At 46.7% G+C, this 21,920-nt stretch carries 12 protein-coding genes and 1 tRNA gene; 7 read left to right on the top strand and 6 right to left on the bottom strand.

The window, feature by feature from the left end; all coding sequences use genetic code 11:
• Nucleotides 1-1,137, top strand: a 1,137-nt coding sequence (locus SFV55_RS14225; RefSeq protein WP_320030180.1) for a S1 RNA-binding domain-containing protein, incomplete at its 5' end; no start/stop codon positions are given.
• A 71-nt stretch (nt 1,138-1,208) separates the two neighbouring features.
• Here SFV55_RS14225 and SFV55_RS14230 read toward each other — a convergent pair.
• Nucleotides 1,209-1,601, bottom strand: coding sequence for a type II toxin-antitoxin system VapC family toxin (locus SFV55_RS14230; RefSeq protein WP_320030181.1), 393 nt, complete (start codon nt 1,599-1,601; stop codon nt 1,209-1,211).
• Nucleotides 1,591-1,824 (bottom strand): hypothetical protein, encoded by a 234-nt coding sequence (locus SFV55_RS14235; RefSeq protein ID WP_320030182.1) that lies wholly within the window; start codon nt 1,822-1,824, stop codon nt 1,591-1,593. Before SFV55_RS14235 ends, SFV55_RS14230 begins: the two co-directional genes overlap by 11 nt.
• 354 nt (nt 1,825-2,178) lie before the next feature.
• Between SFV55_RS14235 and SFV55_RS14240 the strand changes: the two genes are divergently transcribed.
• Together SFV55_RS14240 and SFV55_RS14245 are read left to right on the top strand one after the other, a co-directional pair.
• Nucleotides 2,179-3,090, top strand: coding sequence for a mevalonate kinase (locus SFV55_RS14240; RefSeq protein WP_320030183.1), 912 nt, complete (start codon nt 2,179-2,181; stop codon nt 3,088-3,090).
• Nucleotides 3,091-3,151: 61 nt separating this feature from the next.
• Nucleotides 3,152-3,535 carry a hypothetical protein gene (locus SFV55_RS14245; protein ID WP_320030184.1) on the top strand — a complete coding sequence of 128 codons (384 nt, stop codon included), beginning with the start codon at nt 3,152-3,154 and terminating at the stop codon, nt 3,533-3,535.
• A gap of 38 nt (nt 3,536-3,573) precedes the next feature.
• On the opposite strand, the gene SFV55_RS14250 is transcribed toward SFV55_RS14245, so the two are convergent.
• Nucleotides 3,574-6,033, bottom strand: a complete 2,460-nt coding sequence (locus tag SFV55_RS14250) for an ABC transporter permease (RefSeq protein ID WP_320030185.1) — start codon at nt 6,031-6,033, stop codon at nt 3,574-3,576.
• Between the two features lie 211 nt (nt 6,034-6,244).
• Between SFV55_RS14250 and SFV55_RS14255 the strand changes: the two genes are divergently transcribed.
• From SFV55_RS14255 to SFV55_RS14270, 4 genes are all read left to right on the top strand, one after another.
• The gene (locus tag SFV55_RS14255; protein ID WP_320030186.1) at nt 6,245-11,149 is read left to right on the top strand and encodes a two-component regulator propeller domain-containing protein; all 4,905 of its coding nucleotides are present in this window, start codon (nt 6,245-6,247) and stop codon (nt 11,147-11,149) included.
• Between the two features lie 203 nt (nt 11,150-11,352).
• Entirely contained in the window at nt 11,353-14,901 is a 3,549-nt protein-coding gene (locus SFV55_RS14260) for a caspase family protein (protein WP_320030187.1), read from the top strand.
• Between the two features lie 6 nt (nt 14,902-14,907).
• Nucleotides 14,908-16,536, top strand: coding sequence for a hypothetical protein (locus SFV55_RS14265; protein ID WP_320030188.1), 1,629 nt, complete (start codon nt 14,908-14,910; stop codon nt 16,534-16,536).
• 36 nt (nt 16,537-16,572) lie between these two features.
• Nucleotides 16,573-17,631, top strand: coding sequence for a hypothetical protein (locus tag SFV55_RS14270; protein WP_320030189.1), 1,059 nt, complete (start codon nt 16,573-16,575; stop codon nt 17,629-17,631).
• Nucleotides 17,632-17,716: 85 nt separating this feature from the next.
• Here SFV55_RS14270 and SFV55_RS14275 read toward each other — a convergent pair whose 3' ends face one another.
• The 3 genes from SFV55_RS14275 to SFV55_RS14285 all read right to left on the bottom strand — a co-directional run bounded on the left by SFV55_RS14275 (nt 17,717) and on the right by SFV55_RS14285 (nt 21,885).
• Nucleotides 17,717-18,112: a LysM peptidoglycan-binding domain-containing protein gene (locus tag SFV55_RS14275; protein ID WP_320030190.1), complete on the bottom strand. Its 396-nt coding sequence runs from the start codon at nt 18,110-18,112 to the stop codon at nt 17,717-17,719.
• A 114-nt stretch (nt 18,113-18,226) separates the two neighbouring features.
• A complete protein-coding gene (locus SFV55_RS14280) occupies nt 18,227-21,652 on the bottom strand; it encodes a M1 family aminopeptidase (protein ID WP_320030191.1) in 3,426 nt (1,141 codons plus the stop codon).
• Between the two features lie 159 nt (nt 21,653-21,811).
• Nucleotides 21,812-21,885: transfer RNA gene (locus SFV55_RS14285), tRNA-Asn, on the bottom strand.
• Nucleotides 21,886-21,920 lie beyond the last annotated feature (35 nt).

Below are 21,920 nucleotides of genomic sequence, written 5' to 3' on the forward strand. Positions count from 1 at the left end.
TTCGGTGCGTTCCTCGACCTGGGCGGCGTAGATGGTCTGCTCTACATCACCGATATCTCTTGGGGTCGCATCAGCCACCCAAGCGAAGTACTCAGCCTGAACCAAAAGATCAGCGTAGTAGTACTGGACTTCGACGAGAACAAGAAGCGTATTTCTCTGGGCTTGAAGCAATTGCAACCACACCCATGGGAAGTACTCGACAACACCATCTCCGAGAACTCTATCGTTAAAGGTAAGATTGTCAACATCGAAGATTACGGCGCATTCCTCGAAATCCAACCGGGCGTAGAAGGTTTGATCCACGTTTCAGAAGTAAGCTGGAGCAACCAACCGATCAACGCACGCGAATTCTTCAAATTGGGTCAGGAATACTCCGCAAAAGTTGTTACCGTTGACCGCGATGAGCGCAAAATGTCTCTCTCTCTCAAGCAGATGGCAACTGACCCTTGGAGCGAAATCGAAAACCTGTTCCCAGTCAACAGCCGCCACACTGGCGAGGTGAAAAACCTCACTCCTTATGGCGTGTTCATCGAGCTGCAGGAAGGCATCGGTGGCATGGTACACATCTCCGACCTGAGCTGGACCAAACGTTATGGTCACCCATCCGAGTTCACGAAGGTTGGTGAAAAAATTGACGTTGCCATCCTCGATATCGACAAGGACAACCGCAAATTGTCATTGGGCCACAAACAACTGGAAGAAAACCCATGGGATACTTTCGAAAACGTATTCCCTGTAGGTTCTTACCACGAAGCTACCGTGTTGCGTCGTGACGACCGCGGTGCCATCGTTCAGTTGCCTTATGGTCTGGAAGCTTTTGCACCAATCAAGCACATCCGCAAAGAAGACAACAACCTCGCTGAAGTAGACGAAGTACTGACTGTGAAGGTGATTGAATTCAACCGCGATGACAAGCGCATCCTCGTTTCTCACCTGCGCTACCTCGAAGACATCCGTCGTGAGGCCGATGAGCAAGTGAAAAAAGTGAAGGACGACGAGCGCAAAGTGACTCGTACTGCGATCAAAAAACAGCAGGACAGCATCGAGCGCACTACCCTTGGCGATCTGGAAGGATTGGCTGCACTGAAGGAACAATTCGAACAACAGCAACAAGCACCGAAAGAAGATCAGGAATAAAAACCCTGATGGAGATAAAAAAAGGCCTCATCGTGGTGATCTACGGTGGGGCTTTTTTGTTTGGAGCCTTTTTACACTCGTTCTATTACAACACCCTCTACTTCTTCAAAATGTTTATCTCTGGTAATCAGCACCAATCCGTGTTCAATGGCAATAGCAGCAATCCAAATATCATTTTCGGGAATGGGCTTACCTTTTGCATAAAGGCGTTGTTTAATTTCTCCATAGAGCTGGGAGGTAACCGGGGTCACATTTAAAATAGTAACCAGTTCTTCTAATTGTTTAACCTCCGCTATTCTGCGGGCAATTTGGTTGGACTTATACGCACCGTAGTACAACTCTCCAATTACAATAACAGGTACAAATAATTTTTGGGTGAGGCTAATGCGTTCAACCGTCTTTGATTCCCCTCTAAATACATCAATGATGATATTTGAATCAAGTAAGTAGCGCTTACCACTCATGGATGTCTATTTTTCGGGCTTCATCGATCGCTTCATGCCAGGATTCCGCTTCATTATCGCTAATAATGCCAGCTAAAGCAAGTATCCCTGGGCGAGCGTCTTCTCCTCTTTCCACTTCCAGTTTTTCTTTTCTGATGCTTTTTAAAATTTCCTCCACAATCAGCAAACGTTCAGTCAGGCTAAATGACTCAACCAGCTTAACTACTTCATCGCTTGAAACCATAGTTCTGTGTTTTAATCATAAAAACATTTAAAATTACGATAAAAAGGAATTTGGTGCCAGATTTTTACATAAAACCGGACTTCACGAGTTAACCTATTACTTTTGTTTTTCAATTAAAGCATTTAATACATCGAAAAAGAAAGCGGCTGGTAGTAAACTCGAAGGCCGCTTTCTTGTTTTCAAAAAGTTAATTTTCAACATGCAATTGATCTAGGTACTATTTTTGACCAGTTGAGAAGCTTAGGGCTTACCGCAGCAACATACACACTTTCACACCCACACATCACACCCAAACCCATTCTTGCGGTAGCCTCAACTTTCTAAACCTTCCTCAACTTTCCTCAACCTCTTTTTATGACCTTCTCCAGCAAACTCCTCCTCTTCGGCGAACACACCATCTTGCGCGGCTCAGCAGCCCTGGCGCTTCCCCTACCCCTTTTCAGCGGTACCTGGGCTTACAGCACGCCAGAAAATGCCCCAGCTTTGCAACGCAATCTGGAGGAATGGTGTCAATACTTGGCTGAACAGCAGTCCAAAGGGGCGCTGGGAGTGGAGCTGGACCTCTCTCGCTTCAGGGAGGACCTGGCAGCAGGTTTGTATTTCGACAGCAACATTCCCAATGGCTATGGGGCAGGTAGTTCAGGAGCCTTGTGTGCAGCATTGTACGCACGCTACGCCCTCCAGCCGATTGAGCGTACGGATGCAGCCCGCTATCCAGAACTCAAACGAATTTTGGGTCAAATGGAGAGTTTTTTCCATGGCTCCAGTTCAGGTACCGACCCTTTGATCGTCTATTTGAACCAACCTGTCTTGTTGCAAGCCGATGGCAGCATCCAAACCCTTGAAGTGCCCGACTGGCCAATTGCAAGCGATGGCTACCAGTTTTTTTTACTTGATACTAGCATTCAGCGCAGCACCGCTCCCTGGGTGAACCTGTTCTTGGAGCGTTGCAATGAAGTGGCTTATCTCCAGAGCATTCAGCAGGAGCTGATTCCCCTAACCGAGCAGGCTATTGCAGGGTTTCGAGCTGGAGACTGGCCCGGTTTGTTTGAAAAATGGGAAAACCTCAGTGCTTTGCAAAAGGTAAATTTCGCCCCCATGATCCCGGAATCCTTCCAGGCTTTGTGGGCCGAAGGGCTAAAAGGTGGGCATTTTGCCCTCAAGTTGTGTGGAGCAGGTGGCGGTGGCTTCTTACTGGGCATGGGCAGGACTGGACATTTGCCATCAAATGCTATACTGTTAGAGCGAATAGCGAATAGCGAATAGCGAAGAACAGCTATGCTTTTCACTTTTCGCTTTTCACTTTTCACTTAAAAAACGTACTACTATGAAAAAAACATCTTTGATTCTGGGTTTTGCATTGCTTGTTGCAATCCCAATGTTCATGGCGCTAAGCCCCAAAGCTGAGAAACCTGCCGCTACTGAATGGCGTGTAGTAACGGTAGTAGAATCCGTAGTACCGGGCAAATTAGGGCGCTCCAAAGTGTTGACCATGGATAGCAATGGCGCAAGCTCCGAGACTGAAATTCAAAACATCTTCAGTTTGACCGGAATCAACTTTGCCAATTTGCAAACCAACAACCGTAGTGTTACCGATCTTTTAGCCAAAAACAGCGCCGAAGGTTTCGAATTGGTAGAAGTTGTGCCTGGTAACTTTGGCGACAACAATTCACAGGGGATTTTTATGACCCGTTTTATTTTTAAGAAATAGGCAGGTAGCGTGGAGTAGAGACCTTGGATGCAACGTCTCTACTCCGTCTTCAAACTCTTGATCGGGTTCATTAAAGCAGCCTTTATCGCCTGATAACTCACCGTCAATAGAGCAATGGTAATGGCAATCAAGCCTGCCAAAACGTATACCCACCACTTGATTTGAATGTGGTAAGCAAATTCAAGCAGCCATTTGTTCATCGCCCAATAAGCAATAGGGAAGGCAATCGCGATAGCAATGGCGACCAATTTTAAAAAGTCGATAGAAAGCAGTTTGCTCAGACTCAGTACGCTTGCCCCCAAAACTTTGCGCACTCCAATTTCCCGGATTCTTTGCTCTGCGGCATAAGTGGCCAGCCCAAAAAGGCCCAAACAAGCAATCAAAACCGTAGCCAGAGCCAACCAAATCAGCATGGTTTCCCGGCGGGCATCTTCGGCATAAAAAAGCGCCAGTTGCTGATCAAGAAAATGATACTCAAACAATTCAGCTGGATCAATTTTGGCCAAAATGCTTTCCATTGCCTTAATGGTTTGGCTGGCATCACCAGCTTCGATTCTCGCGGTAAAATAATCGATGTTGTGAATGGGGTTTTGTTGATAAGCCATTACCAAAGGTGCAATTTTTTCCCGCAAAGTCTGGAAATGAAAGTCCTTGACGATCCCAACCACCCGCGCCTTAAACACCAGATCATTGCGCAGCGGATTAAAACTGATGCCGTAAGATGCCGCAGGAATTTCGATCAATTGATCTGAAGGTTCCTGGATGTTCAGCATTTTTGCGGCGGTTTCGTTCAGGATCACCGATGCCGAATCGCCAATGCCGCTGAAGTTTTTGCCTTGTAGGAGTTCCACCTCAAAAGTTTTGGTGAAATGTTCATCTACCCCTAAAAAGAAGGCTTCTTTTTGCTCATCGGGCTCACCATTTTGCCTGATTTTAACCGAAGGAAGGTTTTTCCATTCTCCCGGTACCCGAGAGGTGGTTGCTACGTTTTTCACCCTGGGCAAATTCCCAATTTCTGAAACAATGGTTGGCGCAGCCCTTCTGATGGCGCCACTATTAATGTCTACCACGACCAAAAGTTCTTTGTTGAAGCCCAGGTCTTTGTTCTGCACATAACGAACTTGCAAAAACACCACAATGGTGGCAACGATCATAAATACTGAAACCGCAAACTGAAACACCACCAAACCCTTACGCAAGGAAAAATCAGAACCTTTTTGGACCTTCAGGCTTTTCAGCAAGAGGCTGGGGCTGAATCGGGAGAGCATCAAGGCCGGGTAAGAGCCCGCCATTAAACCCGTTAATACCAGTACCCCAAACGCGGAAAGCCAAATGCGGTAATCGGTCGACCATCCCAATGCAAGTTCTTTATTGGTAAATGCATTAAAAAATGGTAGGATCAAGTTGACGAGTAAAACTGCCAAAACGAAGGAAATGGAGCTGAGCACACTGGATTCCACCAACAATTGGGCAATCAACTGCCCACGAAATGCACCCACTGCTTTTTTTACCCCAATTTCTTTACAACGGGTGGAAGCTCTGGCGGTGCTGAGGTTCATGTAGTTGATACAAGCGATCAGCAAGATAAAAATCGCAACCAGTGCAAATACTTTAAGGTACAACAATGCGCTGCTGCCTTGCGCTGGAGGATTGGCAATGCTGGTCGTTTCCAGAATGTTGTTGGAATAAAGGTGTACGTCCCGCAAGGCTTGCAAGTCGTAACTCAGGGATAGCCCTGGCTCAGGTTTATAATTGGCATACACCAAGTCCTGCATTTTGTCCGCAACGATTTTAGGGTCTGCGTTTTCTTTTAAAAGGGCATACACCAAAAACTCGCTGGAACCCCAATCTTCGTTCAGTTCAGCTACATATTCTGCATCAGATAAATAAGTACTTTCCGAATAAACCGAGCTAAAATTGAAACTTGAATTGCGGGGATGATTTTTAATGACCGCAGTAATTTTGAAGGCTTGATCCAAACCGTCCCATTTCAGGGTTTTCCCGGCCACCTGCGTACTGCCAAAAAGTTGCAGGGCCAAATCTTCCACAATGACGATGGAATAAGGCTCGGTCAGGGCTGTTTTGGGGTTGCCATCCAGGGCTTCAAAAGCAAAAATCTCCATTAACCCATTATTGGCAACAGTGATCTCTTCGTTGATTTTCTTTTGATTGGCGAGGTTTTCCAAGTTGTCCCGACCTCCTTGGACAATCCGGGCGGTGTTCTCAACTTCCCCAATGCTTTTTTTTGACTCTTCCGCCAGTTTGTAGCTTGCTCCAGCGATGTTCAAAGACTCGGTAGCCGTTTTCCGATGTTTGATGACCCGATAAATATGGTCTGCTCGGGGATGATGCCGATCAAAAGTGAGCTCGTCAAGCACATAAAGGCCTAAGATAAAAAAGCAGGCAAGGCCAAAGGTAAGGCCCGTAAGATTCAGTGTCGTTGATAATTTGTTGCGCAGGAGATTGCGCAGGGCGATTTTCAGGTAATTGTACAACATTTGCGAGACTTGAAGGTGTTTTATTTCTAAAACAAACCTTATGCCAAAACAATTAAATAATTGATTTGCAAAATTTTACACAAAACCACTCCCCCATCGATTGTCCATTAACGAGCACTTGAGGTCGGAATCGGACAAAACTAAGGGTATACAATACCTGCCCATTCAAGCTTAAAAAATCAAATAATAATGAGTAGATTTGCTTCAATCGATGAGGAATCTACTCCGTTATTGTATGCGTTTGAATACCTACTTCCTACCACTATTTGGCAACATGATCATCCTGTGGGTGATCTGGGGCTGTTCTATGGAGAACAGTTCGGAAGCTGCTTCAGAGTATCATTTAACCAGGGTAAAAGCTCAGCCGTATCAAGTTCCTGCTGATTCGGTTCTTCCTCCCACCCGCGTTGACGTAAAGATTCTATCAATTCCAAAGGAAAAAATAGCGATTCCAAAGAAGGTTTTCAGCAAATTTAATGTACTCCCTACTCAAAACCCGCAGCGGATAACCATTAATCCAGCTGCTTTAGTCAAAAACGAACCAGGGAAGGGGGCTTTTTCCAAACCAGGCCATAGCCCTGCCCTAGAACAGCACATCGCGGTAGGCATTCCCGAAGTTGTACAGGCCAAAGACCCATCCAATAAGGATCAAAATCCATTTAGTTTCAGCGCATTTGGTAAACTACAGGGGCTAAAACACAATGTCATCAGTTGTATCATCCAGGATTCTAAAGAAAATTTGTGGTTCGGCAGCATGGGCGGTGGGCTATGCAGGTACGATGGCAAATACTTTACCCATTATACCGAGAATGAAGGGCTGAGTAGCAATAGCATCACCTGCATTTTGGAGGATAAAACAGGGAATATCTGGTTGGGGACAGATGGTGCAGGGATTATCAAATTTGATGGTCATACTTTTGTACAATACTATCAGGAAGAAGGTTTTGAGGGAAGCTATATTTCAGACCTTAAGCTGGATAAACAAGATAAACTTTGGATTGCTACAACTACAAATGGAGTATTCCAGTTCGATGGCAAAAGTTTCACCCATTACGGAGCTGAACAAGGTCTGGGTTCTGACGAGGTGTTATCTATGATGATAGACCGTAAAGGTCAAATCTGGTTCGGCTTGTTGGATGCAGGCATTTCTGTATTTAATAAGGGGCAGTTTATTCGCTTCAATCAACAAGCAGGACTGAGCTATGGTGATATTACGGCCCTTGCCGAGGATAAAAATGGTCATATTTGGGTTGGAACGCAGTCCGGTCCATTGAGGTATGATGATGGTGTTTTTTTCGATTATTCCAATAGCGCAAAAGTACCGATTGAAGACATTATCATCGAAACCAGTGGCAATGTTTGGTTCGGAACCTTGAGGAATGGTGCGATTAAATACGATGGAGCTTCTTTCCAATTCTATACCGTCTCAGAAGGTTTAAATAACAATCGGGTTCGGTGCATTTTTGAAGATTCCAGCGGCGGCCTTTGGTTTGGTACAGATGGAGGTGGGCTTAGTAAATCACAGGGGAACGTCTTTTCGCATTTAACCACCCAAGAAGGTTTAAGCAACAATGAGATCTTTAGCATCATAGAAGACCGTAAAGGCCAAATGTGGTTTGGGGCCTCCGGTGGTGGTTTGGTCAGATTTGTCGCGAATCAATTTTATCAATATACGGAACCCAGCGAGTTGAACCCAGATTTTATTTATGCGATTCTGGAAGACCGCAAAGGAAACCTGTGGTTTGGCACCAATGGTCAAGGAGTGATAAAATTTGATGGACAGTTTTTAAGTAGAATAAACGACCAAAATGGACTATCAAGCAATATTGTTTTGAGCATTTTGGAAGATAAAAAAGGCAATATTTGGTTTGGTACTCGTGATGGAGGTGTTTGTAAATTCGATGGGCAATCATTGGTCCAATACCAGGAAGCCCAAGGGCTCGGCAGCAATACTGTTTTTTCGATGTTGGAAGATCCGCAAGGCAATATCTGGTTTTGTACTCTTTCTGGTGGGGTGTCTAAATTTGATGGCCACAACTTTTTCCATTATCGAACTGAACATGGCCTTAGCCACAATGATGTTACCTCGGTGTTGCGGGACAAAAAAGGTCAATTTTGGTTTGGCACCTTAGGGGGCGGCATCAATCGTTTCGATGGCCAATATTTCACCCATTTTACCGAAGCAGAAGGTTTGAGCAACAATGCAGTATTGGCATTACTGCAAGACCGTAACGGCCATTTGTGGATTGGCACCCGCTTTGGTCTTTCAAAAATGGACAACAAAACCTTGAATGCACTAAACAAACAAACGGCTTCTTACACATTTTCTGCTTCCAGCATTCTTTTTAAAAATTACAGTTACGAGGACGGATTTTTAGGCATTGGCTGTTGGCGCAATAGTATCTACGAAGCGCTCAACGGCGACATTTACATCGGAGCCAACGACCGCCTGACCGTTTATCACCCTGGTGGCGCGAAAGAAAATGCCACCAAAACCCAGCTCAGCCTGCTGGATATTTCTATCTACAACGAACGAATTCCTTGGGCATCTTTGGAGGAACACCGGGATAGCAGTTTTTACCTTGGTAATGGTGTCAAGGTCCGTGATTTTCGCTTCAAAGGGCTTAGCGCCTGGAACCTGGTCCCTCAAGACCTCAGTTTAACCTACTCCAATAATAACTTAAACTTCCGCTTGGTTGCCAGCACGCTGCAACACCCCGACAAAGTAAAATACCAATACAAACTTGAAGGGATGGAAGCAACCTGGACAAGTTTAAGCCCCAAAAACGAAGTTTCTTATGCCAATTTAGCCCCAGGAACTTACACTTTGCGCGCCAGGGCCCGGAACAGTGTGGGACTATGGAGCAATGAACTGGCCTACTCTTTTGTTATCCGCCCACCCTGGTGGCGCACAAGTTGGATGTATACTTTTTATGCCCTCGTTGTATTGGGCATTTTATGGTGGTTCCGCCGCCAGGAAAAACTACGACAGCAGCAGCAATTGCAGCTGGAGCGGCAAAAAACCGAGCAGGAGCAGCAAATCAACGAGCAACTGCGGCGGGTAGATGCCCTCAAAGATCAGTTTTTAGCCAACACTTCTCACGAATTACGGACACCTCTTCAAGGCATCATTGGGCTTTCGGAATCATTGCTGGAACGGGTAAACGATGACGACCAAAAGGAGGACCTGAACATGGTCATTTCTTCCAGTCGCCGCCTCAATAGCCTGGTCAACGATATCCTCGATTTTTCTAAAATCAAGAACCAGGAAATTGAACTGACCGTTGCGCCCCTCAATTTATACGCGCTGACAGATGTGTTGTTGCGCAGCCTGGCGCCCTTGACACAAGGTAAAAACCTGCAGCTCATCAATGCCATACCCAAAGACCTGCCCTCTGTACTTGCAGATGAAAATCGGGTGCAGCAAATTTTGTACAACCTGGTGGGCAATGCCATTAAATTTACTGAAAAAGGCCACATCAAAATTTTTGCAAAGGTCCCCCCCGACCGACCTGATGAAATAATATTAAGTGTAGAAGATACTGGAATTGGCGTACCTATAGACAAACGTGATTCCATCTTTCATGCCTTTGAACAAGGTGATGGCTCCATGGTCCGCAATTTTGCAGGAACAGGCTTAGGGCTTTCCATTTCCAAAAAACTGGTCGAATTGCATGAAGGACAAATGTGGCTGGAATCAGAGGTAGGCCAAGGCTCTACTTTCTTTCTCTCACTGCCACTCACGATGGAGCAGGCTTCCCAAAAAGCCGCGCCCTCAGTTGATCAAAAACTTTCCAATCTGACCCAATTTAGTTGGAATCAATCCGCATTGCAGGTACCACCTAGGACTGTACTCAGCAAGGAAGAAATAGAAAAAGTACACATCCTGGTGGTGGATGATGAAGCAGTCAATCAACAGGTGCTGAAAAATTATTTAAACAAAGCTGTTTACCGCCTCACTCAGGTAATGAGTGGCGAAGAAGCCTTGTCCTTTTTGGAGCAGGATGACACCCCAGATTTGGTATTGCTAGATGTGATGATGCCTCGGATGTCGGGCTACGAGGTATGTCAAAAAATTCGCGAAAAATACCTGCCCAATGAATTGCCTGTGATCATGATTACTGCCAAAAACCAGGTGCATGACCTGATTCTGGGCTTGAATACCGGCGCCAACGACTACATCGCCAAACCCTTTTCCAAAGACGAATTCCTCGCCCGACTCAATACCCACCTCAACCTGCACCGCATCAATGCCGCTACCAATCGTTTCGTCCCCAATGAGTTCATCAGAGCACTGGGGCATGAGAGCATCATGAATGTACGTTTGGGAGATCATGTGGAGCAAGTGGTGACGGTATTGTTTGCCGATATCCGCGATTATACGAGTCTGGCTGAGGCCATGACTCCGGAGGAAAACTTTAAGTTTGTTTCTGCTTATAACCAACGGATTGGGCCAATTATTCAAAAGCACCAGGGCTTTATCAATCAATACCTGGGCGATGGCATCATGGCTATTTTCCCAGGAAAACCTGAAAATGCCCTGCGTGCCTCTATCGAGTTGCAACACGAATTGAGTCAATACAATCTAAACCGCCAAGCCAAAGGCCGCAAACCAATCGAGGTTGGAATTGGCTTGCACACCGGGTCGCTGATCATGGGCATCATCGGGGATCAAAAGCGGATGGACGCAGCCACTGTTTCGGATACGGTCAATACCGCTTCCCGGATGGAAGGGTTAACCAAATTTTATGGCAGCCGCATCTTGTTGAGTGAGGCCTGTCTGAATTTAATCCAGCAACCAGAAGAGTTTCATGTGCGCTACTTAGGGCAGGTACAGGTCAAAGGCAAACAGGCTCCAATTGGGATTTTTGAGTGCTTTGATGCTGATGAGCCAACCTTGTTTTTGTCGAAAAAAGAAAACCTGTTGCGCTTTGAACAAGGGTTGAACCACTATTTCCAAAAATCATTTGAGGAAGCCATCAAGTCCTTTGAAGCAATTGTAGCCCTCAACCCCTCAGATATTCAATCAAAGTTGTTTTTGACAAAAGCCAGGGATTTTGCCCGCAATGGGGTTGCGGAGGATTGGATAGGGGTGGAAACCATGAAGGAAAAATAAGCTGTGTTCGCCTCACTTTTTTTAATTCGAAAAAAAATTTCCAATGTTCACCTAAACACCTTAAATTAAGGAACAAAAATTCCTTCCCACAACCTTATAGCATTTTAACACACCTAAGTCCTTTGATTATTATGAGAAAATGGCTGTTTTCACTCTTCTTTTGTGTGTCAGCACTGTTGCTAGAGGCTCAAAAACCTCAACTGATGCCACCAATGAGCCACGCCACCTATGTCCGGGCCCTGGCGGTTTCTCCTGATGGTGCTTACGTGCTCAGTGCGGCAGGATACCTCGACAACACCGTTCTTCTCTGGTCGGCCTCTGGCAAGTTGCTGAAAATACTCGAAGGCCATGAAAATGACCTCTACGATGCCGAAATTTCCGGTGATGGTAAACACATGTTAACCCTCGAAACCGGAAGCTGGACGCTACACCTTTGGGACAATCAGGGCAAGGAACTAAAAAAAATTGAAGGCTTTGGCATCACCGACGCCTGCTTTTCAGCCGACCACCAATTCATCTATGCAGGAACTGCCAGTGGCGACATCCGAATCTACGATCTGAGTGGTACCTTCCACCAGGCCATCACAGCTGGAGACCAGGTCATTAACCAGGTAGTATGTTCCAAAGAATACGTGGGGAGTAGTGATGAGGCCGGAATCATTCGGGTTTTTGATAAAGCCGGAAAATTGCTAAAGACCCTGGATGGGCACGGCCAACAAAGCATCGAAGGGCTAGCTTTTTCACCCAATGGGCAGCAACTCCTCTCGGGAGCACACGACAAAATGGTACTACTTTGGGATTGGCAAAATGAAAAAATCCTTAAAAAATTGGGCCCGCAGCAAAGCCAGGTGCGTAGCGTAGCCTTTTCGCCCGACGGAAAATACCTGGCCAGTGCTGGACCGGACGAGGAGCAGCTTTACCTCTGGGATAGCCAGGGAAATTTGCTGAAAAAATTCCAAACGGATAGAATTAATGAGTTGGTATTTACGCCCGATAGCCAGGGGCTACTGGTAGCACCCACCAATAAAGCAGCTCTTTTGTATGATCTGCAAGGCCAAATGGTACGCAGCTATAGCAATGATGCTTCCTCGGTTACCAGTGTTGGGTTTTCGCCCTTTTCGCCCGATTCTTTATTTATTTTGACAGGAGGAGAAGGCATCCACATCCGTCTCTGGGATGCCGTTTCTGGCGAAGCAGAGGCTTTGGAGGGCCAAAATGATTTTAACACCCCAGCTGCTTTTAATCCACAAGACCCCAGCCTTCTGATTGCACAAACTGGTGATTCCATTTCCAGCTATAACCTTTATGAAGGAGTATACACCAAGGCAGACAAGGGCAAATATGTTGGCCACTCCGCTCTAGCTTTCCATCCCGATGGTGATCATTTTTTGCTCAGTAACTTTACGGGGGGAATTAATTTTGTAACGAAGAGTGACCAGGAATGGGAAGTACAGGACATCCAACTAGATTCCAATCGAGTAACGATTTTGAGTTTCTCGCCCGATGGTCAGCACTTCTTGCTTGCCACTGACCGCGACTTGGTTCCTCACTACAATAAGGGTGTATATGAAGAGCGTAAACAGCCCTATAGTGGAAAAGGCTTTCCAGCTGAATTGCGTCGAGTGGAAGATTTCCAACTCGTCCACAAATTTGGCACCAGCGCCGATCAAGCGGTATTTTCTCCCGATGGTAAATACGTGGCAACCAATGAGGCCTATTCATTTGCCATTTACGATGCCAAAACAGGTAGGCAGGTCTTTTTGATGCCGAAATCAGGGGATGATGTTTTCCCTTTAGTGACTTGCCTGACCTTTACCCCCAATAGCCAGCGCCTGTTGGTTGGTTTTTCTTCGAATGTGATTCATGAATACAACTTGATTGGTCAATTGTTGCGGGAATACAAGGGCCATCGGAGCACCATTCGGACCCTTGCCGTTTCGCCCAATGGGAAATTCTTGCTTTCTGGAAGCAGCGACAACTCGGCCAAAATCTGGAGCACCCAAACCGGAGCTGAACTTGCAACCCTGATGGCCATCGGTACCGAAGACTGGATGGTGGCTACACCTGACGGGCTTTTTGACGCTTCGCCAGGTGCCATGGACAGTCTCTACTTCGTGGTTGGGCTGGAAATTGTTGCGATAGATCAATTAAAAGAGCGCTATTACGAGCCCGGCTTATTGGCAAAAGTGTTAGGGTTTGGAGAAGGCCCACTGCGCAAAGTAGTTGACCTGGACGGCCAGAATTTGGCCTTATACCCCGAACTCGAAGCCAAATTATTGGACGATGTCATCACCGTTAAGCTCAACAAACGCAGCGGCGGCATTGGCCGAGTCAGTTTGCGCCTGGACGATATGGAAATTGCACCCGATGTCAATCCAGGCCGCCAAAGCAGTTTCACCATTAAACTCAGCAACTATGCAGACTATTTTGTCAACGGTGAATCCAATCCGCTCGCCTTGGTTTGCTACAATGCCGAAGGATGGTTGTCCAGCCCGGAGTATGCCATTGCTTATGTACCAGGAGGCAAGGGCAAAGACAAACCTGTTGCCACAACGGCTTTGAATGATCAAACCGATCAGGCTTTGGTCAATACCTTATATGCCTTGGTGGTTGGTACATCTGACTATAAAGGAACTGCGCTGGACTTGAAATTCCCGGATAAAGACGCTACGGCTTATCGCGACATGTTGCAATTGGCGGGTAAAGACCTTTTTGGAGCACGTATGCAAATCAAATTGTTGACTACCGAAAAAGGCGGTGTCCGACCTACCAAAACCGCTATTCGCGCTGCCTTGCTGGAGTTTGCTGCCAAAGCCGAACCCAAGGATGTACTACTCGTTTATTTTTCCGGGCATGGTACTACCTGGCCAGAAAACAGCCCGACGAGCCAGTTTTATTACCTCAGTACCGACAATGAAAGTTTTGAATTGAACAATGCAAGCAATCGCCAATTTGCCATCGCTCAGGATTCCATCCAGGCCTGGATCCGTGGCGTAAAAGCCCGCAAACGCATCCTCATCCTCGATGCCTGCAACTCGGGCGAAGTCGTCAAACAACTAGATGAGGGGGGAAAAGGAAGTACGCTGAGCACCGATCAGCGTCGGGCACTGGAGCGCATGAAGGATCGGGCAGGGCTATTTGTACTCGCCAGTAGCTCGGCGGATAAACTGAGCTACGAAGACCCTCGATTTGGTCATGGTTTGCTCACCTACAGCCTTCTGAACAACATGCCCAAGGTGGCTGCGCAGGATAAAAACAGCTTTATTGACGTAGGCAAATTGTTCCAGGAAGTACGCGAGGACGTGCCAAAACTGGCTTCTGCCCTGAGCAAAACCCAGGAGCCCAAGCTCATCGGCATGGAGGATTTTAGCATCGGTATACTCAAAGCAGGTACGCCGGTTAAATTACCAACTGCTAAAAAAATCATCATTCGTTCGGATTTTTCCAACAAAAAACGCCTGGATCCACTAAAGCTTAAAGTGGAAGTCAACACCCAATTAGAGGCCATGTTGGCCGACCCTGCATTGCCTTTTGCCTACTATCCCAGTGACAAAGCAGCAGGCACCCACTATTTCATCAATGGGGAATACGAGTTGGTCGGTACAACGGTAAAAGTCACCGCCTACCTGTACAAAAGTGATCAGGAAAACGAACTGGAAACTTTCTCCGTTGAAGGACCCAATACGAACCTTAAAGCTCTTGTTGAGCAATTACTCGTCAAGGTAAAGGAAGCCTTAGTCAAACTGAAATAAACCTATATGCGGATAGCACTCATCTTTGTTTACTGTTACCTGTTTGTACACCACGGGCAAGCCCAGGAACGGAGCTTTGGCACCCTTCCACTGATCAACAAACCAGGTATAGCGGCCAGTCTCGCCTCAAAAAAAATAGACAGTGTACAATACCGCAAAGTGTTGAACATTTACAACAAACTGGTGCAGGCCAGGGGCGATTTTCGTTTTCCTGTGCCGAGTTTTAACTTGATTACCGAAGAGCGGCGGGTAGCAGGTATTGATTATGATCAGTTGAACATTGTACTGGAGGAAAAAGCATTGGGTGTTTGTAATACCTTTGGTGCAGAGGCCGATGCTGCGATTGCATTCCTCCTGGCACACGAACTGACCCATTATTATGAAAAACATGCCTGGCGCCGAAGTTTTGCGGAAGACAACAAAGACCTGAAAATTGGACTTGACCTCGACAAAGTGACTGACGCTGCTGCCAATGAAACCGAAGCGGATTACCTCGGTGGCTTTTTGGCTTACTCGGCAGGTTTGGGTTTGTTTCAAAAAGGCTCGGAAATCATTCAAAGTTTGTACAAAGCCTATGGACTCAAAAATGACATCCCCGGCTACCCTAGCCTGAGTGATCGCCAGGCACTCAGTCGACGTACGGCTGAAAAAATGGCCTCTCTGGTGGATGTATATGACATGGCCAATTTGTTGGTAGCTACAGGGAAATACACTGAAGCCTATGAATACTATCGGTATCTTTTGTTGACCTATCAAAGCCGTGAAATCTACAATAACCTGGGGGTTACAGCCCTGTTGGAGGCAATGAAGTATTTTAAAGAAACAGAGTTAAAATATCGATACCCCATTGAACTGGATTTGGAAAGTTCAGCGGCTAAGGGCGACCCGACATTGAACATGCGGGAGAAATTATTGCGCCAGGCAATCTTGCATTTTGACGCGGCGATTAGCCTGGATCCCAATTATGCCCCAGCCTTTTTGAATAAAGCCAATGCTTTCGCCTTATTGGGCGACCTGACTCGGGCCCGATTTTACGCCAACATTGAAGCACGACAAGCTAGTAAGGTTGGGAATTATCCTAAAGTTGACCAGGATATCGATGTACTCATGGGCATCATCGAAGCACGGAGCAACAATGTGAAAGGAGCGCAAGCTTTGTTCACCAAAGCCGACAAGGCCGGTAATGCCCTGGCCAAAATCAACCTGAGGGTTTTGCTCAAACAGCCACCTTTGAAAGAAATTCCGGCAGGTACACTTTGGCCTCAGGCGGAAAAGATCGAAAACCTCACTTTAGACGAGTTGGCCAATGACCTACGTGTCGATCCAAAAAAGACAGTGAGCATCAAGAATCAATTGGAGTTTTTACAAACGCCCATTATGGGTAGTGGCTCCAAAGCATTGGTGAGTTTGATCCGCAATGATGAAAAAACAATTTTCCACCTCGCAACGAGCACTTACACTGGCAAAACAGCACGTAAAATTGGCATTGGCGACCCACGTGCCAATATCGTACTTGCTTACGGAGAACCCAACCGAAGCCTCGAAACCCCACTTGGCCAATTGATGGTGTACAAAAACATCATTTTTATCATTGGAAAGGAGGGCAAACTGGAACGTTGGGCCAATTACAAATAAAAAATAGATCTAGTCCAATAACCAAAACTAGTCTTTATGCCTAAATCAATCATTTTTACTTTATGCATGCTTGGCTGGATGATATCAGGCCACGCACAAAATGAAAGCCCCATCGTAGTCATGGCGGCCCAGGGTAAAATAAGTTACCAAGCCCCTGGTTTTTCCAGTAAAAAAATAAGTACTGGTGCCTTATTTAAAAGTGCGGGAGTCTTGAAGTTAAAAGCCAGTAGCAACATTACTTTGTTTGCTGATGGCCAGTTTCAGACCATTCAGGGGCCTAAAATTACCGCCCTCAAAGATGTTTTTGCTGATCAGGCTGGGTTGGTAAAAATTAATTTTGAACGAGGGTTTGAGAATTATTTAATTGGAGCAATGGACCTGGCTGCAAACCCAGAAAACGCTAAAGATGCCTGGGGTACTATTGTAGGTAAAAAAGGTACTGGTGATGGCTGGGGCACCATCGTAGGTAAAAAAGGAACTGGTGATGGCTGGGGTACCATCGTAGGTAAAAAAGGTACTGGTGATGGCTGGGGCACCATCGTAGGTAAGAAAGGAACCGGCGACGGTTGGGGTGGCAAAGGCAAAACCATCAACAGCATTACACCTTTTGGTAAAATTCGCCCAGGTTCCAAACTGTTCCAATGGTCAAAACCCGAAGGAACTCAAAGCTACCAATTGGAAATCAAAAACAGCAAGGGAGAGGTGATCCTGAAAACAACTGCTCAGGATACTTTCTTGACGGTCAATCTCGACCCTACTCAATTTAAGGAAGGACAACAGTACGTTTGGCAAGTCACTTCTGGCGAGCTCAAATCGAATCCCTTGGCTTTGGAAATTGGAACCAGCCAATCCTTGAGCAGCACAGTACAAAAAGCCGAAACAGCCGAATCTTACGCTAAAAACGCCGCTACGGTCCAAGGCTTGATGCGAGCTGTTGCCCTGGAGCAGGGCGATTGGTTCGGTGACGCAGCTCTGATTTACCGGGACTTGCAAAAAGCCGAGCCCAACAACCTGCTGGTCAAGCTCATGCACGCCGCGTTCTGGATGCGCAATGGACCAAAACAAATGGCAGAGCAAGCCTTTAACATGAAATAAACACGAAATAGCTTGCTAAAAAAGAAGAAGCCCCAATCGCAGATACTTGCAATTGGGGCTTCTTTTATCGTGTAATCCGCACCAGTTATGGATTTGGAATGCTCAATACCTGACCAACAACAATCAAGTCTGGGTCTTTCAGAATGTCTTTGTTGGCTTCAAAGATCGCTACATACTTGCTGGCATCATCAAAGTAATGCTTGGCAATTTTGCCCAGCGTTTCACCTGCAACCACGGTGTGTTTGTGGTAAACACTGTCGTCACTGACTTTGATGTTGGCTTTTACTTCTGCAGGAGCAGCATCGTCCTTCTTCAAACCGTTGATGGTTTTCAGTTTGTCCCAAATGGCGTTGCGCAAGTAAGGCGTAGCAACGGTGCCATTGAAAACAATGTGGCCATCTTCTTCGTGGAAGTTTTCCATTTCAGCGCCAACTTCTTTGGCAAAATCAAGGGCAGATTGGTACTTGTCTTTCAGTGACATTTCAATTGGTTTTTTATTAGGTTGTTAAAATGAGAATAGAAACTAGTTTGACAAATGTTAGAAAAAATCATGACTTGAGCAAGTATCAGGAGCTTAATTTATGGTTAACTCTTATCAAGGACGTTGCTCAAAAAACGAATAAGCCATTTCCACCACTTTTCCCATCACTTCGTTCGCCAGTTTTTCATTTGCCCAACCTTTAGACAGGATGGTAAAGGAAAAGTAACGCCCTCCGGGAGAAATTATTAATGCCGAATCGTGGTGATGGGCCGTGATCCACCCCGTTTTGTGCGCAACCTGCACATCAGCAGGCAATCGGGTAGGAATGACATTGTTGAATTCCTGATCCGCAAGAATGTCGAGCATGGCCTTACAATCCTCCGGGCGCCCCGCTTCCCCCCTGCCAATGCGTTCCATCAGCAGCATGAGGTCGTAAGCAGTCGTACTGTTGTTCAAACCCGCCGCATAAGCTTTGTTGTCTTCCACTCCCCGGCGCACCATGATGTCGACCAACCCCAGTTCGCGCATGCTTTGGGTGGTTTTTTCCGCACCGACCAGCTCAATCAGAATATTGGTCGCCAAATTGGAGCTGCGCACAATCATCGCCCGTGCAAGATCAGCAATGCTCACTTTTTGCCCCAAACGCCGGTACCAAATCGAATCCGAATCATCACTTTCACTGAGCGAATAAGGGCTGCCATCCACAATACTTTTGAATTCATTTTTTAGCACCAAAGAATCATTGAGTTTAAACTTGCCTTGAGCTGCCTGCTTGTACAGTTCCACCAGTACCGGGGTTTTCATGGTACTGGCGGGATGAAGGCTGATTTTTTCATTGATAAAAACAGCGTTATTCGGGTTTTTCAAGTCGCGAAAGGCGATATGGAAAGTAGCTTCCGGGTAACGCGCCAATTCCGCTTTGATGGCCTGATTCAACCCTGCGAGGTTTTGAGGTTCTGAACCTTTGTTGCTCGGCTCCCGCCGCATTTTGGCTGCCCGAAACAGTATATCCGCCGACATCAATACCTTATTCCGCAAGCGATAGGAAAAATTGGGGTTTTGGGCCAAAAACTGCTGCACCGTGGCCGCTGCTTCTGCCGAATTGTGCCCTCCCAAAACCGCACTGATCCAACGGCGCGGAAAAAAGATATCTCCCGTGCGCTGAATCTCTTCCAAAAGTTCCAATGCCGGGCGAACATAATGCAATTTGGCACTAGCTGGGCGGCGAGGGTGATTCAAATAAGCAAGGGCATCTTCCACCCAGGGTTCGTAGTCACGGTTTTCGTCTTTTTTGAGGCTTTCAAAAAAGGCATCTCGTGGTGCCTGTTCGGCAGCGAAAACCGGGAGGAGAAATTGGAGGCGTTGTTTGCGATCGGGGTTGGTTGTTTCTGTCAATTGTTGTTCCAAAATGGACTGAGCACGCTGCGGCCAACGCAGTGCAATGGCACCCGCCAAGTCAATGCGTTGGCTTTCCGATAAGCTCAGGCCTGGAATGATCAGGTCTTTTTTCCATATGCGGTATAATTTTTGCACCCCCGGCCAGGTTTCAACCAGCGATTGATAAGCACCAAAATAAGCCAGGCGGGCGGAAGGGTCTTTGCCCTGTTCCAACAATCCCCAAAGCATTTCTTCTATCGCTGCTTTGTTGCTCAATTGTAATTCTGAATCCGCAAAGCGCCAATACAGGGTTTGCAACTGATCGAGCAATTGCTGGCGGTTCAGGGGTTCTTGTTCCTCAGGGATTGCCGCCATGAGACTTTCGAGTAAGGTGGCAGGAGGCATGGCTTCGTGCAGAAATTCCTCCCAAAGTGCCATCCGTGCCGCGCCACGCAGCAAAGGATCTTTGATCTTGGGTGTTTGCTGCAAAAAATAAGTCGTGGACCGCATGTCCAGGCGACAAAACCCATAGCTCATGGGTGAAGCCAACAACAAACTAGCTTGGGGCAACGGATAGCCCTTGACCCCATCGATTTCGGTTTTTTCTCCCACAATTTCCAATGGCAGGGAGGCTACACTGTCGGGATAAAATAAGGCCAACTGGGTTTGTTCAGGCCAATATTTTCCAGAGGCAGCAGTTTTGAGCTGCCGCACTACCAGTTTATCCAAGCCCTGGCCATTGCCCACTTGTTCCAATACAAAATGGGGCATACCTGCTTCTTTCACCCAAACCTGGCTCCAGGCAGCCAGGTCTTTAGGACAGTATTTGTCCAAAATACCAATCAACTGGTCCCAGGTGGCATTGCCATAACTATAGGTGCGCAAGTATTCTTGCAGCCCTTTGCGCATTTGCTCCTCCCCCATCATCGCTTCCAGTTGGCGCATTACCACTGGGGCTTTTTGGTAAATGATGCCACCATAGAGGCTGCCTGCATTTTTGAGGTTTTCTAGCTCCTGCTGAATGGGGTGACTACCCTCCGAGCGATCTTCCGAATAGGCGGTTGGCTGATGCCCCAGCAAAAAGCGCAGCTCATGGTTGATTTTGGGAAAGGAGGGATTGACAATCTTGGCAGCCATAAAATTGGCAAATACTTCCTTAAGCCATACGTCGTTGAACCAGTTCATGGTCACCAAATCGCCAAACCACATGTGGGCGGTTTCATGGGCGATGAGGCTGGCGCGGCTGAGTTTTTGGTTTTCCGTAGCATTTTCATCTAGCATCAGGCTGGCTTCGCGGTAAAAAATTGCGCCGATGTGCTCCATACCACCGTATTGAAAGCCGGGCATGAGGGCAAAATCGAGCTTCGCAAAAGGCAGTTTGATTCCGGTATAGTTCTCCATCCACTCAATGGCGTGAATGTGCAGGTCAAAAATGCTGGCCAGATTGCGCTGCACCTTGGCTTGATCGGTTTCTCGGTAGAGCATGGTCATGCTGCGACCATTGCGAGTCTCGGTTGCTTTTTGGAATTTACCTGCACAAAACGCAAATACATAGGTACTGAAGGCTTCCGTGGTTTTGAAATGCAGTTGTTTGCGACCTGCATTTTCGCTGCTTTTGTCCAGTGGACCATTGCCCATCGCTTCCCAGTCGCCAGGAACATCCAGGTGCAAGTTGTAACGGGCTTTCAAATTGGGTTGATCAAAACAGGGGAAAACCGTGGAGGCACGGTCAGGCACTACCAGGGTGTACAAATAATCTGCGCTGCGGTTGAGGGATTGATTGTTTGCTTCAAAACTGATTTGTACCTTGTTAGCGCCAATTTTTAGTTTTTGGGCAGGAAGGATAAAATGCCCTTGGCTGTGTTGGCCTTTGATCTCTTTCCCATTGATGCTGTATTGGCCTTGCCAGGTTTTGCCGGGTTTAAAATCGAGGAGCAGGTCCTGAGTTTTGTTTTTGAGGGCAAAATTGATGTTGACTGTCCCTGTGATGGGATCGGTTTTGGCCAGGGGGATGTGTAGATTCAAATCATAGGTGATGGCACTCAGGTTTTGAGATCGCCATTGTGCCAATTCCCAGCTCACTCCTTCCTCCAGGAGGATTGAAGTGTTTTTTTGTGCAAAAGCCATAGTCGTGCTGAGTAGCAGGATGAGTAAAATGCGCATGCCTTGGTTTTGAAGGGATGAGGGATGTCAGCGAATTTACTTAGGAAACTCAGGCCAGAGGTAGGGAGGAATCTTTTTTTTTCGCCAAATGCCAAAGAAAAAGAATAAAAACGAAAAAAGGCTCCTTAATCAATTGATCAAGAAGCCTTTATCTTTTTGCGCCTCAGGTAGGGCTCGAACCTACGACCTACGGATTAACAGTCCGCCGCTCTAACCGGCTGAGCTACTGAGGCACTTGCCGGTGCAATTATCGAATTGCGTGTGCAAA

The organism is Haliscomenobacter sp. (assembly GCF_033763495.1).
GTDB lineage: Bacteria > Bacteroidota > Bacteroidia > Chitinophagales > Saprospiraceae > Haliscomenobacter.